Here is a 25,658-nt window from a genome sequence, read left to right as displayed (position 1 = left end):
CGCTCATGATCATCACGGAGCTGACCGATCCGATCGGGGTCCGGGTCGAGCCGGACCAGCAGGGCGGCACCGCGGTGCTGGTGCTGGCCGGCTCCAGCGGGCGGGTCGAGACCGCGCGCTGCGAGTTGCTGGCCCGTTCCGGAGTGGTGGCGGAGAGCATCCGTTGGTTCGGCGGCCCGGGCCAGCAGCCGGGGCCGTGGGAGGTTCCGCTCGAGCTGTTCCAGGCCCGCGTCGCCGAACTCCGCGCGATCGCAGACCGGGTCGTGATCATGGGTACGTCGTTCGGCGCCGAGGCCGCCCTGATCACCGCGGCGCACACCCCGGAGGTCGACGCGGTGATCGCGTTCGCGCCGACGGACGTGGTGTGGGCCGGGATCCGCGGCGAGGGCGGGCAGACGTCCCACTGGACCCTGGCCGGCGAGCCGCTGCCGTACCTTCCGTTCGTCGAGGACTGGCGGCCGGACACCGACCCGCCCGCCTATCGCGAGCTCTACCGGATCTCCTGGGAGCACGCCGATCCCGAGCTTCGGGCCACCGCGACCATCCCCGTGGAGCGGATTCCGAACGTGCTGCTGGTGGCCGGCGGCGACGACCGGGTCTGGCCCTCAGTTGATCATGCGCACCGGATCGCCGAGCGCCGCCGGTCAGCCGGCCTGGACACCATGATCATCACCGCCCCCGACGCCGGCCACCGGACGATCCTGCCCGACGAACCGATCGCCACCGGTGGCCAGGCCATGGCCCGCGGCGGCACCCCGGCCGCCGACGCCGCCCTCGGCCAGCAGGCCTGGCCCAAGCTCGCCGCCCTGCTCGGTCTGCCGCCGGGCGCAGTTTTTCACGTAACGTGAAAAACTGGCGCTCTACCACAGAAACTTCTCTGGTATTGCGGCAAGAAACTGGGTAAAGACGGTCAGAGATTGTCGGTGGCGAACGTGTCGCAGGTCTGCGGGTCGCCCGATTCGTAGCCGATCGTGAACCAGCGGACCCGTTGGGTGCTGGAGCCGTGGGTCCAGCCGTCGGAGTTGCTGCCGGAGAGGCGGTCGTCCCCGATCGCCTTCGCGGTGGTGATCACGTCGGCGATCTGGTCCTTGGTGATCGGTTCCAGCATGGCGTCGGGGCCGTCGTCGGCGCGGTTCGCCCAGACGCCGGCGTAACAGTCGGCCTGCAGCTCCAGCCGGACCGATCCGGACTTCGCGCCCTTGGATCCCATCCGCCGGGCCTGCGCGTCCGCGCCCAGCAAATGCTGCACGTGGTGGCCGAACTCGTGCGCGACCACGTACTCCTGGGCCAGCGGTCCGTTGCTGCCGCCGAGCTGCTGCTGCAGCGTGTCGAAGAAGGTCGGGTCGAAGTACGCGGTCTGGTCCGCCGGGCAGTAGAACGGGCCCACCGCGGAGGTCGCCGAACCGCAGCCATCGGTGGCGACCGAGCCGGCGAAGATCACCGTCTGCGGACGCTGGTAGCCCGACACCAGACCGGGCCAGACCTTGTTCAGGCTGTTCGTGGTGGCCACGATCCGGCACACCGTGTCCGTGTTCGCCTTCTCGATGGTGCAACTCTGGATCTGCTGATCGATCTCGCTGTCGCTGCCCCCGCTGCCGACACCGTCGGTCGAGTAGTCGCCGGCGCCGCCGAGGATGTCGGCCGGGTTGATGCCGAAGACCAGCGCGGCGATCACCACGACCACCAGGCCGACCCCGCCACCGATCGCCACCCGGCCGCGTCCACTCCCGCGGCCGGATACCCCGCCGGTGTCCAGCGGGCCGTCACCTCGGAACGTCATAACGAGAGCGTACGACCTTTCGGCGGTCTGGTCGGGGGCCGATCAGTCGTTCCAGCCGGCCAGGCCCGGCCGGTCGGGCAGGGGGTAGCACCCGTCGACCAGGGAGATCGGGCTGTCGTCAGGCAGCAGGCCGCTCTCCACGTAGATCGTGTTCGGCAACGCGGCCAGGACGTGGATGTGCGCACCGCCGCCGTGCGAGGCGTACGGGATGTTGAAGCCGGCCGCCAGCAGGCCGATCTCGAAGCAGTCGGTCACTCCGCCAGCCCGGCGCAGGTCGGGCTGTACCACGCCGACCCCGCCGCGCTCGATCAGGTCCCGGAAGGCGGCCTGCCCGTACCGGTTCTCCCCGGTCGCGATCGGCAGATCCAGTTTCTCGGCCAGCCGGACGTGCCCGGCGGTGTCAGCAGCCGGCAGCGGCTCCTCGAACCAGCGGCAGCCGAGTTGCTCGTACGCCCGGCCGCGGCGCAGCGCCTCCGCGTAGTCGAACGCCTGGTTGGCATCGACCATCAGCGCCGCGTCGTCGCCGATCACCTTGCGAACGGCGCCGACCCGCTCCAGGTCCTCGCTCAGCGGACCGCCGCCGACCTTCACCTTCACGCCGCGGAACCCCTGCTCCATCGCCTTCGCGCTGACTCGTTCCAGGCCGGCGATGTCGAGTTCCAGCCAACCCACCATCGCGTACGTCGGGATCGCCGACCGCTGCGCGCCGAGCAGGCGCCAGACCGGCACGCCGAGCGCCTTGCCCTGCAGGTCCCACAGCGCCTGGTCGATCGCCGCCATCCCGAACGTGGACAGGCCCGGGGTGCCCTGGTAGTCGGTCAGCGTGCGCAGCCGGTCCCGGATGCCCCGGATGAACGCCGGGTCCTCGCCGATGATCACCGGCGCCAGCTGCCGCTCGATGATCATGGCGAGCACGGCCGGCGAGTGCTCCTCGCGGCCGAAGTAGATCTTGCTCTGCCCGGTCACGCCCTCGTCGGTCTCGATCGTCAGAGTCGTGTGCCCGTTGCGATCCAGCAGCTGGATCGCGTCCCGTACCGGATGATCTTTCGCCTCCGAGGTGATCGACACCTCGACGTTGGTGATCTTCATCAGCCCTCCCCGGCCAAGATCGCGTTCACCTGATCACGGACACTACCGAGCGCTTCGGCCGCCGTGCGCTTACCGCTCCAGACGTCGTCCAGCACCGGCCGGTAGACGCCGCGGGCCTGCTGGATGTATTCGCTGAAGTTCTCGTTCACCGCGTGCTCCAGCGCGTCGATCGCGACCGGCAGGTTCTCCGGCGCCTTGTCGTCCGGCTCGAACAGACTGCCGGCGCTCTTGCTGACCGGGATGAAGCCGCGGGACTTCGCGAAGTCAGCCGAGGCCTCCTCCCCGACGCAGTACTTGAGGAACTCCCACGCCTGGTCCGGATCCTTGGAGTCCTTGGGGATGGCGAGCACGGTCATCGTGTTGACCGTGGTCCGGCTGACCTGCTTCGGCACCGGGCGGATGTCCCAGTTCACCGTAGCGTTCTCGCGCAGCCACGGCACGCTACTGGTCAGCGCCAGCATCATCGCCACCTTGCCGGTGCCGAGCTGGCTCTGCTGCCAGTTCGGCGTGTTCTCGCCGGCGGTGATCGTCGCGAAGTCGGGATGCACCTTGTGCTTCAGCGCAAGATCGGCAACCCACTGGACCGCCTCGAGACCCTGGTCCTCGGCCAGCGTGAACCGGGTGCCGTCCTTGGAGTAGATGCCGTCGCCGCCGTTGCTGGTCGGGAACACTGTCTCCAGCGAGGTGTCCGGAAAGACCAGGCAGCCGTACCGCTCGCCGGGCCGGTTGAGCTCCTTGGCAGCGGCGAGGAAGTCGTCCCAGGTCCAGCCGTCGTCTTCCCAATCGGTGCTGGGCAGATCGATCCCGGCGTCGTCGAACGCGTCCACGTTGACGTAGATCACGCCCGGGTTGGTCATGATCGGCCACGCGGCGTGGGCACCGTCGGGCTGTTTGGCGAAGTTGAACGCGACCGGGTAGTAGTCGGCCTCCAAGATCTCGTCCTTCTCCAGGTACGGCTTCAGGTCGAGCAGCGATCCTTCCGCGTAGTAGCCCTTGACGTAGTCGTCGTTGATCCTGATCAACTCGGGCGGCGCCCCGGAGGCCAGCACGGTGCGCAGCTTCGCCTCGAAGTCGTCGCCGCCGGGCACGTTCTGCAGATCCAGCTGGGTGCCGGCCTGTTCGGCCCACTTGGTGGCCACGTTGGCCAGCGGCGATCCGGAGGCGGCATCCCAGGTGAGGAACGAGAACGTACCGTCGCCGCCGGAGGGCCCGCCGTTGCAGGCGGTCAGGGAACCGCCGAGCAGGCCTGCGCCGGCGGCGGCGCCGAGGCCGAGCAGTGATCGGCGGCTGAAGGCTGAACTGGTCATGGTGTGAGTCCTTTCGACCGGACGCCCGGGCCCGGCCATGGGCTGATCGTGATCACGCCGTCCGGAGCCGTGCGACGACGTCGTCGTCCAGTTCGACACCGAGACCGGGCAGCTCGTGCGGCGTGATCACGCCATCCACGGGAAGCAGCGGATTGGTCCAGATCGGGGTGTCGTCGAGGATCGGGTTGTGCTCGATGTTGTACTCCTGCGGATAGACGCAGGCCGGGGTGCTCACCCAGACGTGCGCATGCGCCGCGGTGCCGACCGTCTGTTGCGTGTTGTGCACGGTGATCGGCTTCGTGTACGTGTCGGCGAGCACCGCGATCTTCTTCAGTTCGGTGATGCCGCCGCACTTGATCACGTCGGGTTGCAGGATGTCGACCCTGCCGACCGTGATCAGGTCCCGGAACTGCCAACTGCTGTACTCCTGCTCGCCGACCGCGATCGGGATGTCGACCGCGTCGGCCAGCCGGCCGTACGCCTCGTAGTCGTGCGCGGCCAGCGGCTCCTCGAAGTGCCAGACGCCGAGCTCCTCCAGCGCCCGCGCGATCTTGAGCACCGTGTGCGAGTAGTACGCGTTGTTGACGTCGACCATGATCGGGAAGTCGTCGCCGACCAGTTCCCGGACCGCGGTGACCGTCGCGATCGTCTGGTCGAACCCGTCGTCGTGCATCCACGGCGTCGCCGAGTGGATCTTGTAACCGTGGAAGCCCTTCTCCTGGTAGGACAGGGCTCGCTCGGCCTCCTCGGCCGGCGTCATGCTCCGGGACATCGAGCTGGCGTACACCTTGGTGCCTTGGCGGTACTTGCCGCCGAGCAGCCTGTAGACCGGCTGCCCGGTGGCCTTGCCGAGCAGGTCCCAGAGCGCGATGTCGATCCCGGCGATCGCGTTCAGCTGGGCACCGCTCGGCCCGAGCTTGAACGGCTTGGTGTACATCCGGCGCCAGAGCCGCTCGACGTCGGTCGCCTCCTCGCCGACCAGCAGTGGCCCGAGCGCCGACGTGATCATCGTGTGCGTGACGGCGGCGTTCATCGGACTGATCTCGCCCAGGCCGACCAGACCCTCGTCGGTGTGCACCTTCACGAAGTGCAACCGGCCCAGGAGCACGATCGACTCGACCTCGGTGATGATCATGGATGGGTCACCCTTTCAGACCGGACATGGTGATGCCCTGCACGAAGTAGCGTTGCGCGACGAGGAAGATCAACAGCGGCGGCAGGATGGTCAATGTGGCCGCCGCCATCATGAGGTTGGTCTGGGTGAAGTACTCGCCGCGGAACAGGGCCAGCGCGATCGGCATCGTCTGCAGCCGGGTCGAGTTGAGGAAGATCAACGGGCCGAACAGGTCGTTCCAGGAGGCCATGAACGTCATCACGCCGACCGCCGCCAGGGCCGGCTTGACCTGCGGCAGCATGATCCGCCAGAAGATCCCGAACGTCGACGCGCCGTCCAGCTTGCCCGCCTCCTCGAGCTCCATCGGCACGCCCCGGAACGCCTGCCGGAGCAGGAAGGTGCCGAACACCGGCGTCAGCACCTGCGGCACCCAGAGCGGCAGGTGCGTGTCGATCCAGCCGAGCTCGCGGAACAGCATGTACTGCGGCACCAGGTAGACCATGCTCGGGATCATCGCCGTGGAGAGCAGCAGCGCGAACGCCGCGCCCTTGAAGGCGAAGTCCAGGCGGGCGAACGCGTACCCGGCCATCGAGGCGAACAGCAGCAGGAAGCCGACGTTGAGCGCGGCCAGTTTGACGCTGTTCAGGAAGTAGGGCAGCAGCCCGTCGGCGGCCTGCGCGTAGTTGCTCCACAGCCAGGTCGACGGGAACAGCGTCGGCGGCGACTGCAGCACCTCGTTCTCCGGCTTCAGCGACGCACTGGCCATCCAGATCAACGGTGTCGCGAAGATGACGGCCAGCACGACGAGCACGAGGAAGATCACGATCCGCCGGGTCAGGTGGCGTCGCGGCCGGCGCCGGACGGCGAGGTCAGTTGTCATAGTGCACCCACCGCTTCTCGCCCTTCCACTGGATGAAGGTGATCACCGCGATGATCGCGAACAGCACCCAGCCCATCGCCGAGGCGTAGCCGAGCCGGCCCTCACCGAAGGCGGTGCTGTAGATCTTGTAGATGAAGACCTGGGTCGCGTTGTTCGGTCCGCCGGACGTCATCACGTAGATGATCCCGAAGACCTGGAACGACGAGATGAACTGCACGATCGACAGGAAGAACAGGTTCGGCGTCAACAGGGGCAGAGTGACCGCCCAGAACCGGCGCCAGGCCGACGCCCCGTCCACGGTGGCGGCCTCGAGGATCGAACCGTCGATGGACTGCAGGCCGGCCAGCAGGATCACCATCGGATAGCCGACGCCCTGCCAGATCGCCACGATGATCACCGCGATCAGGGCCGTCCTGGTGTCCGACAGCCAGGCCGGCGCCGGCAACCCGATTCCCTTCAGGATCACGTTGATCAGGCCGTTGTTCGGCTCGTACAGCCAGAACCAGACGAAACCGATGGCGACGACATTGGTGATCGCCGGCGAGTAGTACAGCGTCCGGAACAGCCCGACCCCGGCCACCTTCTGGTTGCACAACACGGCCAGGGCCAGCCCGATCGCGATCGAGGCCACCACGACGGCGATCGTGAACAGCGCCGTGTGCCAGAGCGAGCGGTAGAAGTCGGCATCGGCGGTGAACAGCCGGACGTAGTTCTCCGCACCGAGGAACCTCGGTGTACGGAGTCCGGTCCAGTTGGTCAGCGAGACGCCGAGCGAGGCGATCACCGGGGCGACCTGGAAGATGATCACGCCGCCGATGACGGGGCCGACGAACAGCCAGCCGGCCAGGTTCTGGCGTCTCGGGCGCGCCCGCCGGCGCGGCGCCCGAGGCTCCGACGCGATCGTCTCTGGTCGCATCACTGTGCTGGTCATGATGCCTGCGACGGCTCCTTACGATCCCGATGATCTTGGTCGAAGGCCTTGCGCAACCGGGACCTGGATGCGGTCAGGTGTGCGGTCATCGCCTCGGTGGCGCCGGCGGCGTCCCGGGTCCGGATCGCGGTGATGATGCGGTCGTGCTCGGTCAGCGCGTCCTCGGTGACCGAGGAGTCGCGCAGCAGCCGGAACAGCTGCAGATGGGCGTGCAGCTTGGCGAAGATCTCGCTGAAGTAGCCGTTGCCCGTCGCTCCGATCAGCGCCCGGTGCAGTTCGGCATCGGACCGGGCGAACGCCCCGTAGGACAGTTCACCGGACTCGTAGCCGGTCCGCATCTCCTGGGCGAGACCAGCGATCGCCTCGAGTTGGCCGCGCTGGTGCCGGGCCGCGGCCAGGCCGGCACAGTACGGCTCGATCAGGAAGCGTGCCTCGAACAGCTCCTCGAAACGTTCTGGAGACAGGCGAGGCGTCGCGGAATATCCGATCAGATGCTTTTTCTCGACCAGATCCTCGGCCTCGAGACGGAGCAGTGACTCGCGCACCGGGGTCTGCGAGACCTCGAACTGCCGGCTGATCGCGTCCACCCGGATCCGCTGACCGGGCTCGATCTCACCGTCGATCAGCATGGCCAGCAGGCGTTCGTAGACGCGATCGCTCATACTGGTCCGTTCGGCGCGGTCGTCGCCCATATCGCCTCCTTGCTGGTCGAGCGGCGCCGAGTCAGTCCTCGGCTGATAGCTTGCTGATCGTATCTGATCTGATTTATGGTGACAACGGTTTCCGATCATGATCCGATCGATCAGGAAGGCGGAATCGTGCAGGTTCCCCTCGCGACGGCGCGGGCCGTGGCCACCGACGTCCTTGTCGGAGCCGGCGCCTCCGCCCAGCACGCCGAGCAGCAGGCAGCCGTGCTGGTCGACGCCGAGGCTCGGCGAGTCTCCTCGCACGGCCTGCTCCGGCTGCCCCGGCTGGTCCGCCGGATCGCGAACGACGTCGCCGATCCGCTGGCTTGCGGGCGGCACGACTGGGTCAGCCCCAGTTATCTCACCGTCGACGGTCAGCGTGGCCTCGGTCCGCCGGTCGCCCTGCACGCCCTCGATGCGGTGATCACGGCAGCCGACCGGCATGGCGTCGCCGCGGTGTCGATCACCAACAACAACCATCTCGGCATGCTCGGCTACTACGCGCGGGTCGTCGCCCGGCGCGGCCTGGCCTGCCTGGCGATGACCACCAGCGAGCCGCTGGTCCACCCGTGGGGCGGCAGCCGGGCCATGGTCGGCACCAACCCGCTGGCGATCGGCGTCCCGGCCGAGCCGCAGCCGCTCGTCCTCGACATGGCCACCTCGATGATCTCGATGGGCCGCGTCCATGATCACGCCCGGCGCGGGGTGCCGCTGGAGCCCGGCTGGGCCCTGGACGCGGAAGGGAGCCCGACCACCGACGCGACCGCGGCCATGCACGGATCCCTGGCGCCGTTCGGCGGGCCGAAGGGATACGCGCTCGGGCTCGCCCTCGGGGCCATCGTCAGCTTCGTCACCGGGTCGGCCCCGGACGTCGACGTCCGCGGAACGCTCGACGACGACCAGCCCAGCGGCAAGGGCGATCTCTTCGTCGTGGTCAAGGGCGTCCAGCACCCGGTGACCGCGTTCCTTGATCAGATCCGGGCGACGCCGCCGACCGACCCGGAGCGTCCGGTGACGGTGCCGGGCGACGGCGGCGAGGCCCGGGCCCGGGACGCGGCATCGGCCGGGATCGATGTCGACGAAGGGCTGTGGTCGGAGCTGCTGGCGCTGCGCCTGTCACCCGCTCCGACCGCCGGAGCAGCCAGCCGAGGAAGTGAGGAATCGTGTCGACTGTGAGTCCAGGACTGCTGCGAGCACCACGTACGGTGATCTTCGGGCCGGGCCAGCGCGCCACGCTGGGCCGCCAGGTCGCCACGCTGGGCAGCACCGCCCTGGTCTGTACGGATCGCCGGCTGGCCGGCTCCGCCGAACTCCGCGCCATGATCGACGATCTTGCCGGTCACGGTGTGACGGCGGCGGTCTGGTCCGAGACCGAGGCCGAGTTGCCGAGCGAGAACATCACCGCCTGCCACGACGCCATGACCGGTCGCGGCATCGACGTCGTGGTCGGGGTCGGCGGCGGCAGCTGCCTCGACATGGCCAAGGCGGTCGCCCTGCTGCTGGCCCACGGCGGCCCACTGGAGCGCTACTACGGCGAGTACGTGGTGCCGGGCCCGGTGTTGCCGATCGTCGCCGTGCCGACGACGGCGGGGACCGGTTCGGAGGCGACGCCGGTCTGCGTGCTGACCGATGCGCGGCGCGAGCTGAAGACCGGAATCTCTTCGCCCGAACTGATCCCGACGATCGCGATCTGCGATCCCGAGCTGACCGTGTCCTGCCCGACCGCGCTCACCGCCAGTGCCGGCGCAGACGCATTGTCGCACCTGGTCGAGTCGTTCACGGCGGTCCGCCGGCCGGCGTCGGCGCTCGGCGAGCGGCGGGTCTTCATCGGCAAGAACGCGATCAGTGATCATTACGCGCGCTGGGGGCTGCAGCTGATCGGCACGGCTCTGCCCGCCGCCGTCGAGGACCCGGCGGATCTGGCCGCCCGGGCCGACACGATGCTCGCCGCGAACGCGGGCGGCTTCGCCCTCGGCGTCGCCGGCACCGCCGCCGCGCACGCTCTGCAGTATCCGCTCGGGGCGATCACGCACACGCCGCACGGGGTCGGGGTTGGCGTCCTGCTGCCGTACGTGATGCGGTTCAACGCGCCGGAGCGGCTGGCCGAGTTCGCCGAGATCGGGACTCTGCTCGGCCAGACCGCCGACTCCGAACGGGAGCTTGCGATCAAGGGCATCGAGGCCGTCGACGCGATCCTGGCCAAGATCGGCATCCCGAAGACGCTGGCCGATCTCGGCCTGACCGAGGACCGGCTGGACTACGTCGCCGAACAGGGGCTGGTCTCCAAACGCCTGGCCGAGAACAACCCGCGCCCGCTCGACCTGGGCGCCATGCAGCAGATCGTGCACGCCGCCCACCGCGGCGACCGCACGCAGCCGTTCTGACCTTGTTGATCATGAAGGAGTTCCGTTGACCGATCCCTCGTCGCGCCGCGACTCCTACATCGACGGCGAGTGGTGCCCCGCCGGCGACGGCGCCCGGTACCCGGTGCACGATCCCGCCGATGGCTCAGTGATCACCGAGTTCGCTGCAGCGACGATCGAGGACTGCCTGGACGCCGTCGAGGCCGCCGAGCGCGCCCGCCCGGCGTGGGCCGCCCGGGCGCCGCGAGAGCGGTCGGAGATCCTGCGCGCCGCCTTCGAACTGATGACCGCCGAGGCCGAGACGATGACCGAACTGATCATCGCCGAGAACGGGAAGGCTTACGCCGACGCGAAGGCCGAGGCCGGGTACGCGATCGAGTTCTTCCGCTGGTTCGCCGAGGAGGCGGTCCGGATCGGTGGCGACTACCGGCTCGCCCCGGCCGGCGACAAGCGGATCGTCGTGACTCAGCAGCCGATCGGCGTCTCGGTGTTGATCACTCCGTGGAATTTCCCGGCCGCGATGGCCACCCGCAAGCTCGGCCCGGCGCTGGCCGCCGGCTGTCCGGTGATCCTGAAGCCGGCAGCCGAGACGCCGCTCACCGCCGCGTACGTGGTGGACGCACTGGCCCGGGCCGGCGTGCCGCGGGGCGTGGTCAACCTGGTCACGCCCGAGCCACCAGGGCCCGCCGTCGCGGCGATGCTGCACCACGAGGCCGTACGCAAGCTGTCGTTCACCGGGTCGACCGAGGTCGGCCGGGAACTGCTGCGGCAGTCCGCCGACCAGGTCGTCGACGCCTCCATGGAACTCGGCGGCAACGCGCCATTCCTGGTCCTGCCCGGCGCCGACGTCGACGACGCCGTGGCCGGCGCCATGATCGCCAAGCTGCGCAACGGCGGCGCCGCCTGCACCGCGGCCAACCGGTTCTACGTCCACCGGTCACTGCTGGACGAGTTCACCACCAAGATCACGACGGCGATGAGCGAGGTGCGCCTCGGGCCCGGCCGCGACCCCAGCAACACCCTCGGGGCGCTGGTCTCCGACGTCGAACGGGACAAGGTCGCCGGGCTGGTCGACCGGGCCGTCGCCGACGGCGCCGAGTTGATCATCGGCGGCCCCGTCGAGGGTCCGGGCGCCTTCTACCGGCCGACCGTGCTGACCGGGGTCCGGCACGGCACCGAGATCACCACGACCGAGATCTTCGGACCGGTGGTGACGATCATCGGCTTCGACGAGATCGACGAGGCCGTCGCCCTGGCCAACGACACGATCTTCGGCCTGATCTCCTACGTGTACGGGGAACGCGGCCAGGCCCTGGCCGTCGCCGAGCGTCTCGACTCGGGCATGGTCGCCGTCAACCGGGGCGTGGTCAGCGACCCGGCCGCACCGTTCGGCGGCATGAAGCAGTCCGGTCTCGGCCGTGAAGGCGGTTTCGCCGGGATCGAGGAATTCCTCGAGACCAAGTACATCGGCCTCTGACCCCGGATCGACCGGTCACTTCTGCAGCGACACGCCGCCCAAACGCCTGCTTTGGTGACCGGTCGGCAGAAGGCTTTGGGGGCGTTCAGGCGATGGAGGCCCATTCGGGGCCGGTCTCGGCGAGCTTGTCGTCGAGCTTCGCGAACAGGGGTTCGGGCTTCGCGAGTGGGCGGCCGACGGGGAGGGGTACGGACTCCCAGCGGGCCTGTTCGCCGGCGTACTCCCCCATCAGCACGGGATAGTCCGGGCCGCCCTCCTCGCTGACGGTGCGGATCTCGGGCTGCGCGGCCCAGACTCCCTCGCCGCCGAGCGCCTCGTGCACCCGCTGCGCCGAGTGCGGCAGGAACGGGGTGAGCAGGGTGTTCGCGTCGGCGACCACCTGCAGCGCGGTGTGCAGCACGGAGTCGCGGCGGACCGGGTCGTCCTTGAGCTTCCACGGCTCGGCCTCGGACAGGTAGCGGTTGGCCTGGGTGACGATCCGCATCGCCTCGCTGCTGGCCTGCTTGAACCGGCTCCGGCGCAGCGCGTCGCCGACGATCCCGAAGGCCGCCTGGGATTCCTTCAGCAGTTCATGATCACGATCACGAAGATCATCGGCGGCCGGCACCGCGCCGACGTAGCGGTGTGCCATCGAGATCGAGCGGTTGATCAGGTTGCCCCATTCGTTGGCCAGCTCGGAGTTGGTCCGGCGGACGAACTCGTCCCAGGTGAAGTCGGCGTCCTGGTTCTCCGGGCCGGCGACGGCGATGAAGTACCGCAGCGCATCCGGGCCGAAATCGCGCAGGAAGTCGCCGACGTAGATCACCTTGCCGCGGCTGGTGGAGAACTTCGAGCCGCTCATGGTGAGGAACTCACTGGACACCACCTCACTGGGCAGGTTCAGCGTGCCCATCGGCCCGACCTGGCCACCATGATCACCGGCGCCGTTCTGGCCGAGCAGCATGCCCGGCCAGATCACCGAGTGGAAGACGATGTTGTCCTTGCCCATGAAGTAGTACGCCAGCGCCTCCGGGTCGGCCCACCACTTCCGCCAGGCGTCCGGATCGCCCGTGCGGCGGGCCCACTCGACCGACGCCGACAGGTAGCCGATCACCGCGTCGAACCAGACGTAGAGCCGCTTCATCGGCTGATCACGCCAACCGTCCAAGGGAATCGGCACGCCCCAGTCAAGATCACGAGTGATCGCCCGCGGGCGCAGTTCCGACAGCAGGTTCTGACTGAACCGGAGCACGTTCGGCCGCCAGTCGGTCCGGGTGGCCAGCCAGCTGCCGAGCGACTCCGCCAGGGCCGGAAGATCAAGAAAGAAGTGCTCCGTCTCGACGAACTTGGGAGTCTCGCCGTTGATCCGGGACACCGGATTGATCAAGTCCGCCGGGTCGAGCTGGTTGCCGCAGTTGTCGCACTGATCACCGCGCGCGCTGTCGTACCCGCAAATGGGGCAGGTGCCCTCGATGTAGCGGTCCGGCAGCGTCCGGCCGGTCGACGGGCTGACCGCGCCGAGCTGCGTCTTCGGCACCACGTAACCGTTGTCGTACAGGCCGGTGAACATCTTCTGCACGACGTCGTAATGATTCAGCGTCGTCGTCCGGGTGAACAGGTCGTACGACAGCCCGAGACCCTGCAGATCCTCGACGATCACCCGGTTGTACTTGTCGGCCAGCTCGCGGGTGGTCAGCCCCTCCGCCTCCGCCTGGACCGAGATCGGCGTGCCATGTTCGTCGGTGCCGGACACCATCAGCACGTCGTGCCCCGACATCCGCATGTAGCGGGAGAACACGTCGGAGGGAACGCCGAAGCCGGAGACGTGACCGATGTGCCGCGGGCCGTTGGCGTACGGCCAGGCCACGGCGGTCAACACGCGAGAACTCATGGCCGTCACCCTATCGGGCGTGACTCCTGGCATGATCGGGCGATGAGCGGTCAGAACATCGACTGGGAGGCGCTCCGCCGGGAGGCGAGAGCGGCTTCACAACGGGCCTACGCCCCGTACTCCAACTTCCCGGTCGGCGCCGCCGCACTGGTCGACGACGGCCGGATCGTGTCCGGCTGCAACGTCGAGAACGCCTCCTACGGCGTCGGCCTGTGTGCCGAGTGCGGACTCGTCTCCTCGCTCGCCGCGACCGGCGGTGGCAAGCTGGTCGCGTTCGCCTGTGTGAACGGGCTCGGGGAGCCGCTGATGCCCTGCGGGCGGTGCCGTCAGCTGTTGTACGAACATGCCGCGCCGGATTGCCGCTTCGACACCCCGTCCGGTATCAAGACCATGGACCAGGTCCTCCCTCAGACCTTCGGTCCCGCCGACCTCGACCACGTGAGGAGCTCCACGTGACCCTTGACCTCGACCTGCTGCGGCGTGCCCCGAAGGTCTCTCTTCATGATCATCTCGACGGCGGGCTGCGGCCGCAGACGATCATCGAACTCGCTGCCGAGATTGATCATCCGCTGCCGACCTCGGACGCCGACAAGCTGGCCGACTGGTTCGAGGAGGCCTGCACGTCCGGCTCGCTGGTGCGTTACCTGGAGACGTTCGACCACACGATCGCGGTGATGCAGACCGCGCCGGCGCTGCGCCGGGTGGCCCGCGAATTCGTCGAGGACCTGGGCGCCGACGGCGTCGTCTACGGCGAGGCGCGCTGGGCGCCGGAACAGCACGAGCAGCAGGGATTGACCAAGGCGCAGGCGATCGAGGCGGTCCGGGACGGCATCGCCGAGGGCATGGCGGCGGCCCGCGCGGCCGGCCGGCCGATCGAGGTGCGGCAACTGGTCACGTCGATGCGGCACGCGACGCCGACCCTGGAGATCGCCGAACTCGCCGTGAAGTATCGGTACGACAGCGTCGCCGGCTTCGACATCGCCGGTGCCGAGGACGGCTTCCCTCCCTCGCGCTACAAGGAGTCGTTCGACTACCTGCGGAAGCAGAACGCCCACTACACCATCCACGCCGGCGAGGCGTTCGGGCTGCCGTCGATCTGGGAGGCGGTCCAGCTCTGCGGGGCACACCGGCTCGGCCACGGGGTACGGATCGCCGACGACATCACGTTCGGCGCCGACGGCAAGCCAGTGCTCGGCGAACTCGCCGCCTACATCCGGGACGAGCGGATCCCGCTCGAGCTGTGCCCGTCCTCCAACATCCAGACCGGTGCCGCGGCGTCGATCGCCGAGCACCCGATCGGCCTGCTCACCGACCTGCGGTTCCGGGTCACCGTGAACTGCGACAACCAACTGATGAGCCGGACCACGCTGAGCAACGAGTTCCGGCTGCTCAGCGAGGCGTTCGGCTACGACCTGGCCAAGGTGCGCTGGTTCACCGTCAACGCGGCGAAGAGCGCCTTCCTGCCGTTCGACCAGCGGCTCGACCTGATCGAGAACGTGATCAAGCCGGGGTACGCGGAGCTCGGCGTTTGACCGAGCCCGTCCACGTCGACGCCCACCACGTCCGGCTGTCGGCACCCGGCAGGAACGCCGCGTACCCGCGGATCGAGGTCCTGCCCGACGGCCGGCTGGCCGCCGCTGTCACCCACGACGTCGCCTGGGACTATTTCGTCGGCGGCCGGTGGACCGTGCTGGTGTCCGTCGACGGCGACAGCTGGGAGGCTTGCAACGATCCGTCGCTCCCGTTCAACTGGCCGGGCTCGTCGACCCGCGAGCGTCATGATCGGGCGACCCTCGTGCAGCCCGACGGCACCTGGTTGGCCACCGGCATCGTCGGCTGGCAGGCGTGGCCAGAGGCGGAAGCTGAGCGGGCGCGCGCGGAGGGACGTTACGTCACCCCGACCGCTCCGCCGGGCCTTCCCGGGTTCATCGGAGTCGGGACCAACACGCTCTTCCTGCAGAAGTCGACGGATGCCGGCCGCAGCTGGACACGTCGCGAGGTCGAACTGCCGGCCGCCGGCTGGACGCTGGGGCTGCCCCGAAACATCGTCCTCGACGACGGCACGATCATCCTGCCGGCGCGGCAGCGGTCCCGGGACGCTCACCGAGGCCAGTTCCTCGCCATCCGGGTGACGCCGGGCGAACCGGACCTCATTCGGGTCCACCCCGTCCCGCGCGACCTCGACGGGGTCATCGGCAGTGAGGCCGCCGTGGCCGACCTGGGCGGAGATCGCGTCCTCATGCTCATGCGAGCCGACGCCACGCGTGGTGGCGACGGCCATCTGCTGGCCAGCCATTCCGATGACGGCGGCCGCACCTGGACGCTACCGCTGGCGACCGACATCTGGGGCCGGCCGCCGCACCTGCTCACGCTGGCCGACGGACGCCTCCTCGCGACGTACGGACACCAGCGGGCACCGTTCGGGGTCATGGCCGTGCTCAGTACGGACGGCGGCGAGACCTGGGACGTGGAGCGGCGACTGCTCGTGGCCGTCGATGATCACCCCGAGCAGTCCGTCGGCTACCACCCGATGACCGTGCAGCGCGCCGACGGCTCCCTGTACACCTGCTACTACCGGCTGCACCACGGCGTGAGCCAGGCCCACGCCGTCGCGTGGAACCTGCCGTCCTGACCTACTTCTCGTACGGGATGCCGTCGGCGGCCGGGGCTCGGACCCGGCCGACCAGGCCGGCCACGGCGATGATCGTCGCGAGGTACGGCAAGATCAGCAGGAACTGGCTCGGCACCGGAGTGGACAGGCTCTGCATCTGCGAAGCCATCTGGGTCACGAAGCCGAAGAAGAGGGCCATGATCGCGCCCCAGCCGGGATGCCAGCGGCCCATGATCAACGCCGCCAGGGCGATGAAGCCGTTGCCGACGGTGATCTCCTTCGAGAACGCCCCGGTCGCGCTGAGCGTGAAGAAGGCACCGCCGAGACCCGCGAAGACGCCGCCGGCGAGCACCGCGGACCAGCGGACGCCGACCACCGAGATGCCCACCGTGTCGGCGGCCTTCGGATGCTCACCGACCGACCGGATCCGCAGCCCCCAGGACGTCTTGAACAAGACGAACCAGACCACCAGCACCGAGACGCCGGCCAGGTAGGCCAAGATCGTCTGCTCGAACAGCACCGGCCCGAAGAACGGCAGTGCGGACAGGCCCGGGATCGCGATCTTCTCCAGCACCGGCGCCGAGTTGAACTCGCCCGAGGCAGGCTCGACCAACTGATCGAAGAGGAAGCCGGTGACGCCGACCGCGAGCAGGTTCAGCACGACGCCGAGGACGACCTGGTTCACCTTGTACTTGATCGCGAACAGGGCCAGCAGAGCCGCCATCGCGACCCCGGCGATCATGGCCGCGACCAGGGCCGCGGGCACCGACTTGGTGACGCTGCCGACCACCGCGGCGGCGAACGCCGCGGCGAGGAACTGGCCCTCGATCGACACGTTGACCACGCCGGCCCGCTCGCACAGGACGCCGCAGAGCGCGCCGAAGATCAACGGCGTCGCGACGGTCAGCGTGCCGGCCAGCTGGTTGCTGACCGGGAACGGCAGATCCCGCCCGGCCGCGGCCCAGGCCAGGAAGCCGACCACGAAGGCGAGCCCGCCGACGGCACCGGCCAGCGCCGGCAGCCGGCCGGGCAGCTTGATCAGATAGCCGATCCCGGCCAGCAGACAGAGCACGCCGCAGACGGCGACCGTGGCCACGCCGGGAATGGCCAGCGTCGGCAACTGCACCTCGTCGAACGCGTTGGACAGCGCGAACTTCGCCTCACCGCTGGTGGACAGCAGGAAGATCAACAACAGGACGCCGGCGACGATGATCAACACGCCGGCTGAGTAACGCTGCCGGCGCTCCTCGGCGGACTCGGCCAGGTGCCGCGCCACCACGGCCGGCACGCCGTCGGATACGGTCGTCACGTCAGGGCTCCACTCGTCGGTACGACCTTGTCGGCACCCTTGTCCCGCAGCCCGCGTGTCTTGAGGAACGGCGCTACGGTGCGGACCAGCGCGGGAGCGGCGACGAACAGCACGATCAGGGCCTGCAGCACCGTGGTCAGCGTGAGCGGGGTGCCGGCCAGGCTCTGCATCGACAGCCCGCCGGCGTGCAGGGCTCCGAACAGCAGCCCGGCCAGCACCGTGCCGAGCGGTCGGGCCCGGCCGAGCAGCGCGACCGTGATCGCGTCGAACCCGACGCTGCCGACCAGTCCGATCGACAGCGGCACGGCATAGCCGTTGCTGCTCGGGGCCAAGGCCGCCAGGGCGCCGGCCAGCCCGGCCAGGGCTCCGGCGACCGCCATCGTGATCATGGTCGTGCTGGCCACGCTCATCCCGGCCGTCGCGGCCGCGTTCGGGTTGGCGCCGACCGCCTTGATCGCGTACCCGATCGTCGACCGTTCCAGGATCCACCAGACCAGCACCGCGGCCGCGATGGCGAGCAGGAAGCCGAGGTGCAGCCGGCCGCCGGTCAGCCGGGGCAGCGTCGCGTTCCAGTCCACCTCGGGCGAGATCGGGTCGGTCCGGCCCGGCCGCTGGAAGGCCGTCGTGGTGAGCAGGAACGCCAGCATGCCGGCGGCGATGTAGTTCAGCATGATCGTCACGATCACCTCGTGCGCGCCGGCCTTCGCCTTCAGCCAGCCGACGATGCCGCCCCAGACCGTACCGCCGACGACACCGGCGAGGATCGCCAGCAGCAGGTGGATCACCGGCGGCAGGTGCAGCGCGAAGCCGACCCAGGCGGCCAGGATCGAGCCGACGATCGCCTGGCCCTGGCCGCCGATGTTGAACAGGCCGGCCCGGAACGCCAGCCCGACGCCGAGCCCGGCGCAGATCAGTGGCGCCGCCTGCGCGGTGGTCTCGGTGATCGGCCCGTACCCGCCGAGCGAGCCGGCGAGCAGGGCCGAGTACGCCCCGCCGACCTTGTCCGCCGACGCGGCCAGCGCGTCGCCCGGCCGGCCGAGGAAGTAGCTGAACTTGGTCCGCACGTCCGAGTCGGAAACGATCATGAGGATCGCGCCGATGATCAAGGCCAGGACGAACGCGACCGAGGTCGTCGCCACCTCGGACCAGGGCAGGCGGCGCAGCCTCTTCCAGAACGGAACCCTCACCGCTGATCCTCCCCGTCGGGACCGGCCTGATCGGCGAGTTGCGCGTCCAGGATGGCGTCCTCCTCGCTCGCGCTGATCACCGACGCCGAGGCCATCGCCTCGTCCGCCGGCACCCCGGCCATCATCAGGCCCAGCACCTCGCGCGACGTGTCCGGCTCGACGATGCCGACGATCCGGCCGCGATACATGACCGCGATCCGGTCGGCCAGTGCCGCCACCTCGTCCAGTTCGCTGGAGACGATGATCACCGCGGTGCCCCGGTCCCGTTCGGCGACCAGCCGCTGGTGCAGGAACTCGATCGCGCCGACGTCCACACCCCGGGTCGGCTGCGAGGCGATCAGCACCGACAGCGGCCGGGACAGTTCGCGGGCCAGCACCAGCTTCTGCTGGTTGCCGCCGGACAGCGACGCCACCGATTCCTTGATCGACTGCGTCCTGATGTCGAACTCGCCGACCCGTTCGGCGGCGTTCTGGTCGATCCGCTTCAGGTTCAGCGACAGGCCCTTGGCGTACGGGGGCTCGTCGAAGCTGTTCAGGACCAGGTTCTCGGCGACGCTGAACGTGCCGACGAAGCCGTCGTGCTGCCGGTCCTCCGGCACGTAACCGAGGCCGGCGTCGATCCGCCGCCGCGGCGACAACTGCTGGATCGGCTTGCCGTCCAAGATCACCGTGCCGCCGGCCAGCGGCGCCACACCGATCAGAGCCTCGGCCAGCTCGCTCTGCCCGTTGCCCTGGACCCCTGCGATACAAAGGATCTCGCCGCCGCGCGCGGCCAGCGAAAGATCATCGACGACGACCGTGCCGTTCGGCGCGACCACCGTGGCGCCGTCGATCACCAGCCGTTCCGGGCCGACCTCGGGCTCCTCCTTGGCCACCTGCAGGCTGACCGCGCGGCCGACCATCAGCTCGGCCAGCTTGGCCTCGGACTCGGACGGGTCGGCCTGGCCGACCACCTTGCCGCGCCGGATCACGGTGATCTTGTCGGCGATCGCGCGCACCTCCCGCAGCTTGTGGGTGATGAACACGATCGCCTTGCCCTCGTCCCGGAGCGACCGCATCACGGTGATCAACTCGTCGGTCTCCTGCGGGGTGAGCACCGCGGTCGGCTCGTCGAAGATCAGGAACCGGGCATCGTTGGCGAGCGCCTTGAGGATCTCGACCCGCTGCTGGATCCCGACCGGCAGGTCCTCCACCTTCGCGTCCGGGTCGACGTCGAGCCCGTACCGGCCGGACAACTCGCGGACCAGACGCCGGGCCCGCTTGAGATCGAGCAGCGCGGAACGCTCCCGGCCCAAGATCAGGTTCTCGGCGACCGTGAACACGTCGACCAGCATGAAGTGTTGGTGCACCATGCCGATCCCGGCGGCCATCGCCTGCTTCGGGTTGCGCGAGACCAGCGGGACGCCGTCCACCTCGATCGAACCCCCGTCGGGCTGCAGCAGCCCGTACAGGACGTTCATCAGGGTCGACTTGCCAGCGCCGTTCTCCCCCAGCAGGCAATGGATCTCACTGGGAACGATGTCCAGGCTGATCGCATCGTTGGCCACCAGCGAACCGAACCGCTTGGTGATCTCGATCAGCCGGAGCCCGTGACCGGGCTCCGGCGCGGCAGTGCTCGTCATCTGCGACGCCCTCCGGCTCGGACGGGAACGACTACTGCTTCGGCTGGGCCTTGGATTCGATCTTGATCGTGCCGGCCTGGATGTCGGCCTTGATCTTGTCCAGCTCGGTCTTCAGCTCGGCCGGGACCTTGCCGTCGAACTCGTGGAACGGGGACAGTCCGGTGCCGTCGTTGGCCAGCGTGCCGACGTACGGCTCGTTGCTGAAGGAACCGTCGACCGCCGCGGCGATCGAGTCCTTCACCGCGACGTCCATCGCCTTGTAGACGCTGGAGATCAGGTTCGGGCAGTAGGCCTCGGCGCTGATGCAGCCGTCGGTGTCGACCCAGATCGCGTTCACCTTGCCGCCGCTGGCCTTGGCCACCTGCAGCGCGCCCTCACCGGACGGGCCGGCCACCGGGAAGATGATGTCGGCGCCCTGGCTGGACAGGTTCTCGGCGATCTGCTTGCCGCCGGCGACGTTCTCGAACGGCTTGTCGCCGGGCACGAATTGGCCGTCCTGCTTGGCCGCGTCCCAGCCGATCACCTGGACCGAGGCGCCCTTCTGCTCGTTGTAGTACTGCACGCCCTGGGCGTACCCGTCCATGAAGATCGTCACGGTCGGGATGTTGGCGCCGCCGAACGTCCCCACCTTCTTGGTCTGGGTCATGCCCGCCGCCAGATAGCCCGCCATGAAGCTCGACTCGGCGGTGTTGAACTCGAGCGGCTTCAGGTTCGGCACCTCGGCGAACTTCGCCGGGTCGTTGAAGTCGACGATGGCGAACTCGACGTCGGGGTTCTGCTTGGCCGCAGCCAGCGTGGCGTCGCCGAGCAGGAAGCCGACGGTGACGACCATGTTGCAGTCGGCGTCGACCATCGACTGGATGTTCTTGGCGAAGTCCGCCGTGTTGGTCGACTCGACCTGGCCAGTCTCGATGCCCAGCTCGGTCTTCGCGTCGGTCAGCCCCTTGTACGAGGTCTGGTTGAACGACTTGTCGTCGAAGCCTCCCGCGTCGGACACCATGCAGGCCTTGAAGTCACTGGCGCCGGCCGGAGCGGAGCTGGACGGGTCGCCGCCCGGCGCGGCCGAGGTCGGCGTCGCACCCGGCGGCTCGGCGCAGCCGGCCATCGTCAGGATGACCGCCGCCGCGATCGCGGGTCCGGCAATGAGAGACTTCTTCACGTACTGCCTCCTCGGCGCGCTGAAACGTCCTCCCGAGCCCGGGATCAACGCCTCATCCTTGCCCTGGCTATCGGGTCATTCCGCACTGTAATGGCTGATCGCTGGGGCCGAGAAACCCGCACGGGGTGGATACCCAGTTGTAACCATGCGGCGGATGATCACCGAGCGACCCCGGCCGCCAGGCCGGTCAACAACTTGACGCCGGCGCCGATGCAGGCCTCGTCCACATCGAACAGCGGGGTGTGGATGTCCGGCACCCGGCCGACGCCGACCGGCCGGACCCCGAGCCGGGCCAGCGCACCGGGCACCTCGCGGAGCATCCAGGCGAAGTCCTCGCCGCCCAACGACTGCTCGGTCGGCTGCACGCTGTCCGGGCCGAGCATGATCCGGGCCACCGCGGCCATCCGGCTCACCTGCTCGGTGTGGTTGACCGTCGGCGGGACGCCCTGGCTGATCACGATCTCGCTGGAGACGCCGTACGGTTCGACGATCTGGGCCAGCAGCGCCGGCAGCAGGCCCTCCGCCTCCTGCCAGGCGGCCAACTGCAGCGCCCGCAGCGTGCCCTCGATCTGACCCGACTGCGGGATCGCGTTCGCGGCGCTGCCGGCGTGGATCCGGCCCCAGACCAGCGACACGCCGCCGCGCGGATCGATCCGGCGGGACAGCAGCAGCGGTGCCTGGGTGGCCAGCGCGCCGATGGCGCCGACCAGGTCCGCGGTCAGGTGCGGCCGCGAGGTGTGGCCGCCGGAGCCGGTGAGCGTGACATGGACCTTGTCCACGGCCGACGTGATCGGCCCCGGCGACAGCCCGACCTGGCCGACGTCGGTGCGCGGGTCGCAGTGCAGCGCGTACACCTCACTCAGGTCCTTGCAGGCGCCGTAGGCGATCGCGTCGAGGGCGCCGCCGGGCGTGGTCTCCTCGGCGGGCTGGAAGATCAGCCGGACTCCGCCCGGGAGCAGGCCGTCGCGACGCAGCCGGGCCAGCACCAGCGCGGTCCCGAGCAGCACCGTGGTGTGCACATCGTGGCCGCAGGCGTGGCAGGCACCCGGAACCGTCGACGCGTAGGGCGTCCGCTTGCCGTCCGAGATCGGCAGCGCGTCGATGTCGGCCCGGAGCCCGATCACCGGGGCATCGTCGATCGGTTCGAGGTCGCAGATCCCGCCGGTGCCCACCGCGAGCACCCGGAAGTCGAGCCCCGCCTCGGCCAGCAGCGAGCCGATCCGGTCCGTCGTCCGGTGCTCGGCACGGCCGATCTCGGGGTGCGCGTGCAGGTCGCGCCGGATCGCGATCAGCCGATCCCGCAGTTCAGCCACGGCCGCAGCGATGGTTTGTTCCACGGCCCCAGTCTGGCATGACCGAAATCCAGCGCACTCGGGCCGAAAGCGGCGTTTCCCGGCCCGACGCGCCGAGTGCGCTGGATTCCGGTCATCCACAGACGACCACCCACCAAATCCCCCATCCACAGACTTTCTCGTGTCCGGCTGAAACCGGCGTCGGCTGCGCATCACCCTGAATATGACCGGTTTGTTCGTGCCCCGAGGCCCGCACCTCAAACGCAAGCTGCTGCGCCTGGCCGAGCGCGGCGCCGTCGTCCGGCTCTATCCCGGCATCTACTGTGACCCCGCCCTCGCGACCTCGACCGAGGCACGGATCCACGGAGCCGCGCTCTGGTCCGGCGACGGCGTGCTGCTCGGCGCAGCGCGGCCAGGATCACCTTCTGGCCGGACGTCGCCGTGCCGATCGTGCCCATGCGTGTCTCGTCCGATCGCGTCCCGCCGCCCGGGATCAGGCTGCACCGCGGCCGGATCCCGCCGGACCTGATCATGGAACGCCAGGGGCTGCGCTGCACCGTCCCGGCGCTGTGCTGGCGGACCAATGTCGAGGTCTGGTGCGGGTCCCAGCAGTACTTCGTCGACGCGGCCTTCGTCCGCCTCCTGCTCGGGATCGAGGTGGACGGCTACGCGGTGCACGGCCAGCGGGGCCAGTTCGAGCGAGATCGGCAGAAATAGAGCGACCTGGGTGCAGCATCCCGGGGAAAAGCCCGTTGCCGCTCGCCGATCGTGCGGCTAACGTCGCCGCATGGCCGCGCTCCGCGAGATCGTCATCGACTGCCGACATGCTCCTTCGCTGGCCCAGTTCTGGGCGCAGGTGCTGGATGGCTACGACGTGCTGCCGTACGACGAGGCGGAGATCACCCGGCTGGCCGGGCTCGGGCTGACCCCGGAGACCGACCCGACCGTCGCGGTGGGCGGGCCGGGGCCGACGCTCTTCTTCCAGCAGGTGCCGGAACCCAAGATCACCAAGAATCGGCTCCACCTCGAGGTCGAGGCGCCGGACCGGTCCGCGGAGGTGGACCGGCTGCTCGGGCTGGGCGCCAGCGTGCACCAGGTGCGGGAGGGCTGGACCACGCTGCTCGACCCGGAGGGCAACGAGTTCTGTGTGTCCGATCCGGGCTGATGATCAGCGGTACGCCCTCGATTGCAGCTCGTAGAGCTCGGCGTAGAGGTCGCCGCGCTTGATCAACGTTTCATGATCACCGACCTCGCGGACCCGGCCCTGGTCGAGAACGATGATCAGGTCCGCCATCCGTACCGTGGAGAAGCGGTGTGAGACGAGCAGCGTCACCCCGCCCCGGCTGCGGGCGTCGCCGGCCGCGGCGGTGAAGCGTTCGAAGAGCGCGTGCTCGGTCTGCGGGTCGAGCGCGGCGGTCGGCTCGTCCAAGATCACCAACAGCGGATCCGGCCGGATCAGGCCACGAGCCAGAGCCAGTCGCTGCCATTGGCCGCCGGACAGGTCGATGCCGCCCCAGGCGGTGCCGAGCTGGGTGTCCAGCCGGTCCGGCAGATCGGCCACGACCGGCCCCGCGTCGGCCCGGGCGACGGCCTCCGCGACGGCGTCCCGGTCGTCGATCCGGTCCAGGTCGCCGATGCCGACGGCCTCGCGGGCCAGGAACTCGAACGCCACGAAGTCCTGGAACGTCGCGCTGACCCGGCGCCGCCAGTCGGCCGGATCGATCCGGTCCAGGTCGGTGCCGTCGATCTTGATCGAGCCCGCGTCGGGCCGGTAGAAGCCGGACAGCAGCTTCACCAGGGTGGTCTTGCCGGCACCGTTCTCGCCGACCAGCGCGACCACGGCGCCGGCCGGCAGCTTCAGCGAGACCCGGTCCAGCACGCCGCGTCCGCCCGGCGCCCCTGGGTAGCCGAACGAGACGTCGGTCAGGGTGATCCCGTCGTCCAGCCGGTCCGGTACCGGCGCCGGATCCGCCGGCCGGTGCCGGGCCGTCGCGGCGTAATCCTCCAACCAGAGCAGGCGATCCGCCGTCTTGAGGCCGCGCACGAAGCTCGTCCCGTACGCGACGCCGACCATCACCATGCCGCCGAGCTGGGTGGCCAGGCCGACCGCGAGCACGACGTCGCCCGGCGTGGCCCGGCCGGCCAGCGCGAGCATGATCACGACCGCCACGGCGGCGATGTAGCCGGCCGCCGAGATCGCCGCGTCCAGCAGCCGTAGCCGGGTCGCCCGCCAGCCGGCGGCGTTGCGGACCCCGTTCACCTGCGCCGCGGCCGCCCGGTGCCGCCGGACCAGGTCGTCCACCGAGCCGAAGATCCGCAGCTCCTTGCCGGTGTCGGCCTCGGTACCGACCGCGAACAGGTGCCGGCGCCGGCGCTCCGGCTCGCTGGTCGCCTCGTCGGCGGCGATCTCCAGATCGGTGCTGCGCCGCCCGACCAGCACCGAGACGACGGCGATGATCAACAACCCGAGCAGCACCGGGTGGATCGCGGCGAGCATGATCGCCGACGCGACCAAGCCGACCAGGGCCCGGACGATGCCGGTGGTGGCGTTGACCATCGTGCCGAGGCCGTCCCGATCCTCCCGGATCCGCTGCATCTGGTCCAGGTAGTCGGACCGCTCGTAGTGGGCGATCCCGTCGGTGCCGCCGGCCAGCTCCATCAGGCGCCGGTCGGCCAGCTCCCGGGCGCGTTCCAGCACGACGAAGACGAAGCTGACGTACACGAAGACGTTGAGCAGCGACAGCCCGATCAGCACCGCGATCACCAGCCCGGTGATCAGGCCGAGCCACAGATTCGCGGCCGCCACGGCGTCGATGATCAACTTCCCGCCGTACGCCAGCAGCGGACCGAATGCCGCCATCAGCACGCCGGTGATCAACTGCCCGGCGGCGGCGCCGGGCGCGGCCCGGAAGCCGAAGCCCAGCGAGATCCGGTAGGCCCGCCACAACCGGCGCGCCGTGCTGCCCCATTCCTTGATCATG

At 69.4% G+C, this 25,658-nt stretch carries 23 protein-coding genes; 9 read left to right on the top strand and 14 right to left on the bottom strand.

The annotated features are described in order from the left end of the window. Positions 1-5: 5 nt before the first annotated feature. Positions 6-848, top strand: a complete 843-nt coding sequence (locus tag BKA15_RS25115; protein ID WP_218871562.1) for an alpha/beta fold hydrolase — start codon at positions 6-8, stop codon at positions 846-848. Positions 849-910: 62 nt separating this feature from the next. Here BKA15_RS25115 and ypfJ read toward each other — a convergent pair whose 3' ends face one another. From ypfJ to BKA15_RS25080, 7 genes are read right to left on the bottom strand one after another with little or no spacing between them, the layout of a single operon-like run. After that, positions 911-1,780 carry a KPN_02809 family neutral zinc metallopeptidase gene (gene ypfJ, locus BKA15_RS25110; protein WP_179755469.1) on the bottom strand — a complete coding sequence of 290 codons (870 nt, stop codon included), beginning with the start codon at positions 1,778-1,780 and terminating at the stop codon, positions 911-913. Between the two features lie 42 nt (positions 1,781-1,822). Then, positions 1,823-2,869 carry a mandelate racemase/muconate lactonizing enzyme family protein gene (locus BKA15_RS25105; RefSeq protein ID WP_179755467.1) on the bottom strand — a complete coding sequence of 349 codons (1,047 nt, stop codon included), beginning with the start codon at positions 2,867-2,869 and terminating at the stop codon, positions 1,823-1,825. After that, positions 2,869-4,176 carry an extracellular solute-binding protein gene (locus BKA15_RS25100; RefSeq protein ID WP_179755465.1) on the bottom strand — a complete coding sequence of 436 codons (1,308 nt, stop codon included), beginning with the start codon at positions 4,174-4,176 and terminating at the stop codon, positions 2,869-2,871. The genes BKA15_RS25105 and BKA15_RS25100 overlap by 1 nt, the downstream gene beginning before the upstream one ends. Before the next feature lie 52 nt (positions 4,177-4,228). Then, positions 4,229-5,311, bottom strand: a complete 1,083-nt coding sequence (locus tag BKA15_RS25095; protein WP_179755463.1) for a mandelate racemase/muconate lactonizing enzyme family protein — start codon at positions 5,309-5,311, stop codon at positions 4,229-4,231. A 7-nt stretch (positions 5,312-5,318) separates the two neighbouring features. Further along, on the bottom strand, positions 5,319-6,170 hold the full coding sequence (locus BKA15_RS25090; protein ID WP_179755461.1) for a carbohydrate ABC transporter permease: 852 nt from the start codon (positions 6,168-6,170) through the stop codon (positions 5,319-5,321). Continuing rightward, on the bottom strand, positions 6,160-7,101 hold the full coding sequence (locus tag BKA15_RS25085; protein ID WP_246322420.1) for a carbohydrate ABC transporter permease: 942 nt from the start codon (positions 7,099-7,101) through the stop codon (positions 6,160-6,162). Before BKA15_RS25085 ends, BKA15_RS25090 begins: the two co-directional genes overlap by 11 nt. Continuing rightward, complete coding sequence (locus BKA15_RS25080) at positions 7,098-7,793, bottom strand: GntR family transcriptional regulator (protein WP_179755459.1); 696 nt, start codon at positions 7,791-7,793, stop codon at positions 7,098-7,100. The genes BKA15_RS25085 and BKA15_RS25080 overlap by 4 nt, the downstream gene beginning before the upstream one ends. 126 nt (positions 7,794-7,919) lie before the next feature. On the opposite strand from BKA15_RS25080, the gene BKA15_RS25075 reads away from it, so the two are divergent. The 3 genes from BKA15_RS25075 to BKA15_RS25065 are packed head-to-tail and all read left to right on the top strand — an operon-like array spanning position 7,920 to position 11,627. After that, positions 7,920-8,963: an Ldh family oxidoreductase gene (locus BKA15_RS25075; RefSeq protein ID WP_218871561.1), complete on the top strand. Its 1,044-nt coding sequence runs from the start codon at positions 7,920-7,922 to the stop codon at positions 8,961-8,963. Continuing rightward, the gene (locus tag BKA15_RS25070) at positions 8,951-10,171 is read left to right on the top strand and encodes an iron-containing alcohol dehydrogenase (protein ID WP_179755455.1); all 1,221 of its coding nucleotides are present in this window, start codon (positions 8,951-8,953) and stop codon (positions 10,169-10,171) included. Before BKA15_RS25075 ends, BKA15_RS25070 begins: the two co-directional genes overlap by 13 nt. Positions 10,172-10,196: 25 nt before the next feature. Continuing rightward, positions 10,197-11,627, top strand: a complete 1,431-nt coding sequence (locus tag BKA15_RS25065; RefSeq protein WP_179755454.1) for an NAD-dependent succinate-semialdehyde dehydrogenase — start codon at positions 10,197-10,199, stop codon at positions 11,625-11,627. A gap of 85 nt (positions 11,628-11,712) precedes the next feature. On the opposite strand, the gene metG is transcribed toward BKA15_RS25065, so the two are convergent. Next, a complete protein-coding gene (gene metG, locus BKA15_RS25060; protein WP_179755452.1) occupies positions 11,713-13,497 on the bottom strand; it encodes a methionine--tRNA ligase in 1,785 nt (594 codons plus the stop codon). Positions 13,498-13,539: 42 nt separating this feature from the next. Here metG and BKA15_RS25055 point away from each other — a divergent pair, with 42 nt between their 5' ends. The 3 genes from BKA15_RS25055 to BKA15_RS25045 are packed head-to-tail and all read left to right on the top strand — an operon-like array spanning position 13,540 to position 16,129. Beyond that, a complete protein-coding gene (locus BKA15_RS25055) occupies positions 13,540-13,953 on the top strand; it encodes a cytidine deaminase (RefSeq protein WP_179755450.1) in 414 nt (137 codons plus the stop codon). Further along, positions 13,950-15,029 carry an adenosine deaminase gene (locus tag BKA15_RS25050; RefSeq protein ID WP_179755448.1) on the top strand — a complete coding sequence of 360 codons (1,080 nt, stop codon included), beginning with the start codon at positions 13,950-13,952 and terminating at the stop codon, positions 15,027-15,029. Before BKA15_RS25055 ends, BKA15_RS25050 begins: the two co-directional genes overlap by 4 nt. Beyond that, positions 15,026-16,129 (top strand): exo-alpha-sialidase, encoded by a 1,104-nt coding sequence (locus BKA15_RS25045; protein ID WP_179755445.1) that lies wholly within the window; start codon positions 15,026-15,028, stop codon positions 16,127-16,129. The genes BKA15_RS25050 and BKA15_RS25045 overlap by 4 nt, the downstream gene beginning before the upstream one ends. A gap of 1 nt (position 16,130) precedes the next feature. Here BKA15_RS25045 and BKA15_RS25040 read toward each other — a convergent pair whose 3' ends face one another. From BKA15_RS25040 to BKA15_RS25020, 5 genes are all read right to left on the bottom strand, one after another. Next, positions 16,131-17,417, bottom strand: coding sequence for an ABC transporter permease (locus tag BKA15_RS25040; protein ID WP_179755443.1), 1,287 nt, complete (start codon positions 17,415-17,417; stop codon positions 16,131-16,133). Next, complete coding sequence (locus tag BKA15_RS25035) at positions 17,414-18,604, bottom strand: ABC transporter permease (protein ID WP_312879274.1); 1,191 nt, start codon at positions 18,602-18,604, stop codon at positions 17,414-17,416. The genes BKA15_RS25040 and BKA15_RS25035 overlap by 4 nt, the downstream gene beginning before the upstream one ends. Further along, complete coding sequence (locus BKA15_RS25030) at positions 18,601-20,226, bottom strand: ABC transporter ATP-binding protein (protein ID WP_179755441.1); 1,626 nt, start codon at positions 20,224-20,226, stop codon at positions 18,601-18,603. The genes BKA15_RS25035 and BKA15_RS25030 overlap by 4 nt, the downstream gene beginning before the upstream one ends. 31 nt (positions 20,227-20,257) lie before the next feature. Beyond that, on the bottom strand, positions 20,258-21,385 hold the full coding sequence (locus BKA15_RS25025; RefSeq protein WP_179755439.1) for a BMP family lipoprotein: 1,128 nt from the start codon (positions 21,383-21,385) through the stop codon (positions 20,258-20,260). 158 nt (positions 21,386-21,543) lie between these two features. Beyond that, complete coding sequence (locus BKA15_RS25020) at positions 21,544-22,722, bottom strand: amidohydrolase (RefSeq protein WP_312879272.1); 1,179 nt, start codon at positions 22,720-22,722, stop codon at positions 21,544-21,546. Between the two features lie 411 nt (positions 22,723-23,133). Between BKA15_RS25020 and BKA15_RS25015 the strand changes: the two genes are divergently transcribed. Together BKA15_RS25015 and BKA15_RS25010 are read left to right on the top strand one after the other, a co-directional pair. Then, positions 23,134-23,394 carry a putative endonuclease domain-containing protein gene (locus BKA15_RS25015; protein ID WP_179755435.1) on the top strand — a complete coding sequence of 87 codons (261 nt, stop codon included), beginning with the start codon at positions 23,134-23,136 and terminating at the stop codon, positions 23,392-23,394. 70 nt (positions 23,395-23,464) lie between these two features. Continuing rightward, complete coding sequence (locus tag BKA15_RS25010) at positions 23,465-23,842, top strand: VOC family protein (RefSeq protein ID WP_179755433.1); 378 nt, start codon at positions 23,465-23,467, stop codon at positions 23,840-23,842. A gap of 3 nt (positions 23,843-23,845) precedes the next feature. Here the strand turns inward: BKA15_RS25010 and BKA15_RS25005 are convergent, their stop codons facing one another. Then, positions 23,846-25,657 (bottom strand): ABC transporter ATP-binding protein, encoded by a 1,812-nt coding sequence (locus BKA15_RS25005; protein WP_179755431.1) that lies wholly within the window; start codon positions 25,655-25,657, stop codon positions 23,846-23,848. Position 25,658 lies beyond the last annotated feature (1 nt).

This window comes from Microlunatus parietis (genome assembly GCF_013407955.1).
Classification (GTDB): Bacteria; Actinomycetota; Actinomycetes; order Propionibacteriales; family Propionibacteriaceae; genus Microlunatus; species Microlunatus parietis.
This window is presented reverse-complemented; position numbering and strand designations above follow the sequence as displayed.

Excerpts from the sequence above, each read along its gene's own strand:
- BKA15_RS25115 (WP_218871562.1), top strand. The coding sequence starts at position 6 with ATGATCATCACGGAGCTGACCGATCCGATCGGGGTCCGGGTCGAGCCG.
- ypfJ (WP_179755469.1), bottom strand. The coding sequence starts at position 1,780 with ATGACGTTCCGAGGTGACGGCCCGCTGGACACCGGCGGGGTATCCGGC.
- BKA15_RS25105 (WP_179755467.1), bottom strand. The coding sequence starts at position 2,869 with ATGAAGATCACCAACGTCGAGGTGTCGATCACCTCGGAGGCGAAAGAT.
- BKA15_RS25100 (WP_179755465.1), bottom strand. The coding sequence starts at position 4,176 with ATGACCAGTTCAGCCTTCAGCCGCCGATCACTGCTCGGCCTCGGCGCC.
- BKA15_RS25095 (WP_179755463.1), bottom strand. The coding sequence starts at position 5,311 with ATGATCATCACCGAGGTCGAGTCGATCGTGCTCCTGGGCCGGTTGCAC.
- BKA15_RS25090 (WP_179755461.1), bottom strand. The coding sequence starts at position 6,170 with ATGACAACTGACCTCGCCGTCCGGCGCCGGCCGCGACGCCACCTGACC.
- BKA15_RS25085 (WP_246322420.1), bottom strand. The coding sequence starts at position 7,101 with ATGACCAGCACAGTGATGCGACCAGAGACGATCGCGTCGGAGCCTCGG.
- BKA15_RS25080 (WP_179755459.1), bottom strand. The coding sequence starts at position 7,793 with ATGGGCGACGACCGCGCCGAACGGACCAGTATGAGCGATCGCGTCTAC.
- metG (WP_179755452.1), bottom strand. The coding sequence starts at position 13,497 with ATGAGTTCTCGCGTGTTGACCGCCGTGGCCTGGCCGTACGCCAACGGC.
- BKA15_RS25055 (WP_179755450.1), top strand. The coding sequence starts at position 13,540 with ATGAGCGGTCAGAACATCGACTGGGAGGCGCTCCGCCGGGAGGCGAGA.
- BKA15_RS25030 (WP_179755441.1), bottom strand. The coding sequence starts at position 20,226 with ATGACGAGCACTGCCGCGCCGGAGCCCGGTCACGGGCTCCGGCTGATC.
- BKA15_RS25015 (WP_179755435.1), top strand. The coding sequence starts at position 23,134 with ATGCGTGTCTCGTCCGATCGCGTCCCGCCGCCCGGGATCAGGCTGCAC.
- BKA15_RS25010 (WP_179755433.1), top strand. The coding sequence starts at position 23,465 with ATGGCCGCGCTCCGCGAGATCGTCATCGACTGCCGACATGCTCCTTCG.
- BKA15_RS25005 (WP_179755431.1), bottom strand. The coding sequence starts at position 25,657 with ATGATCAAGGAATGGGGCAGCACGGCGCGCCGGTTGTGGCGGGCCTAC.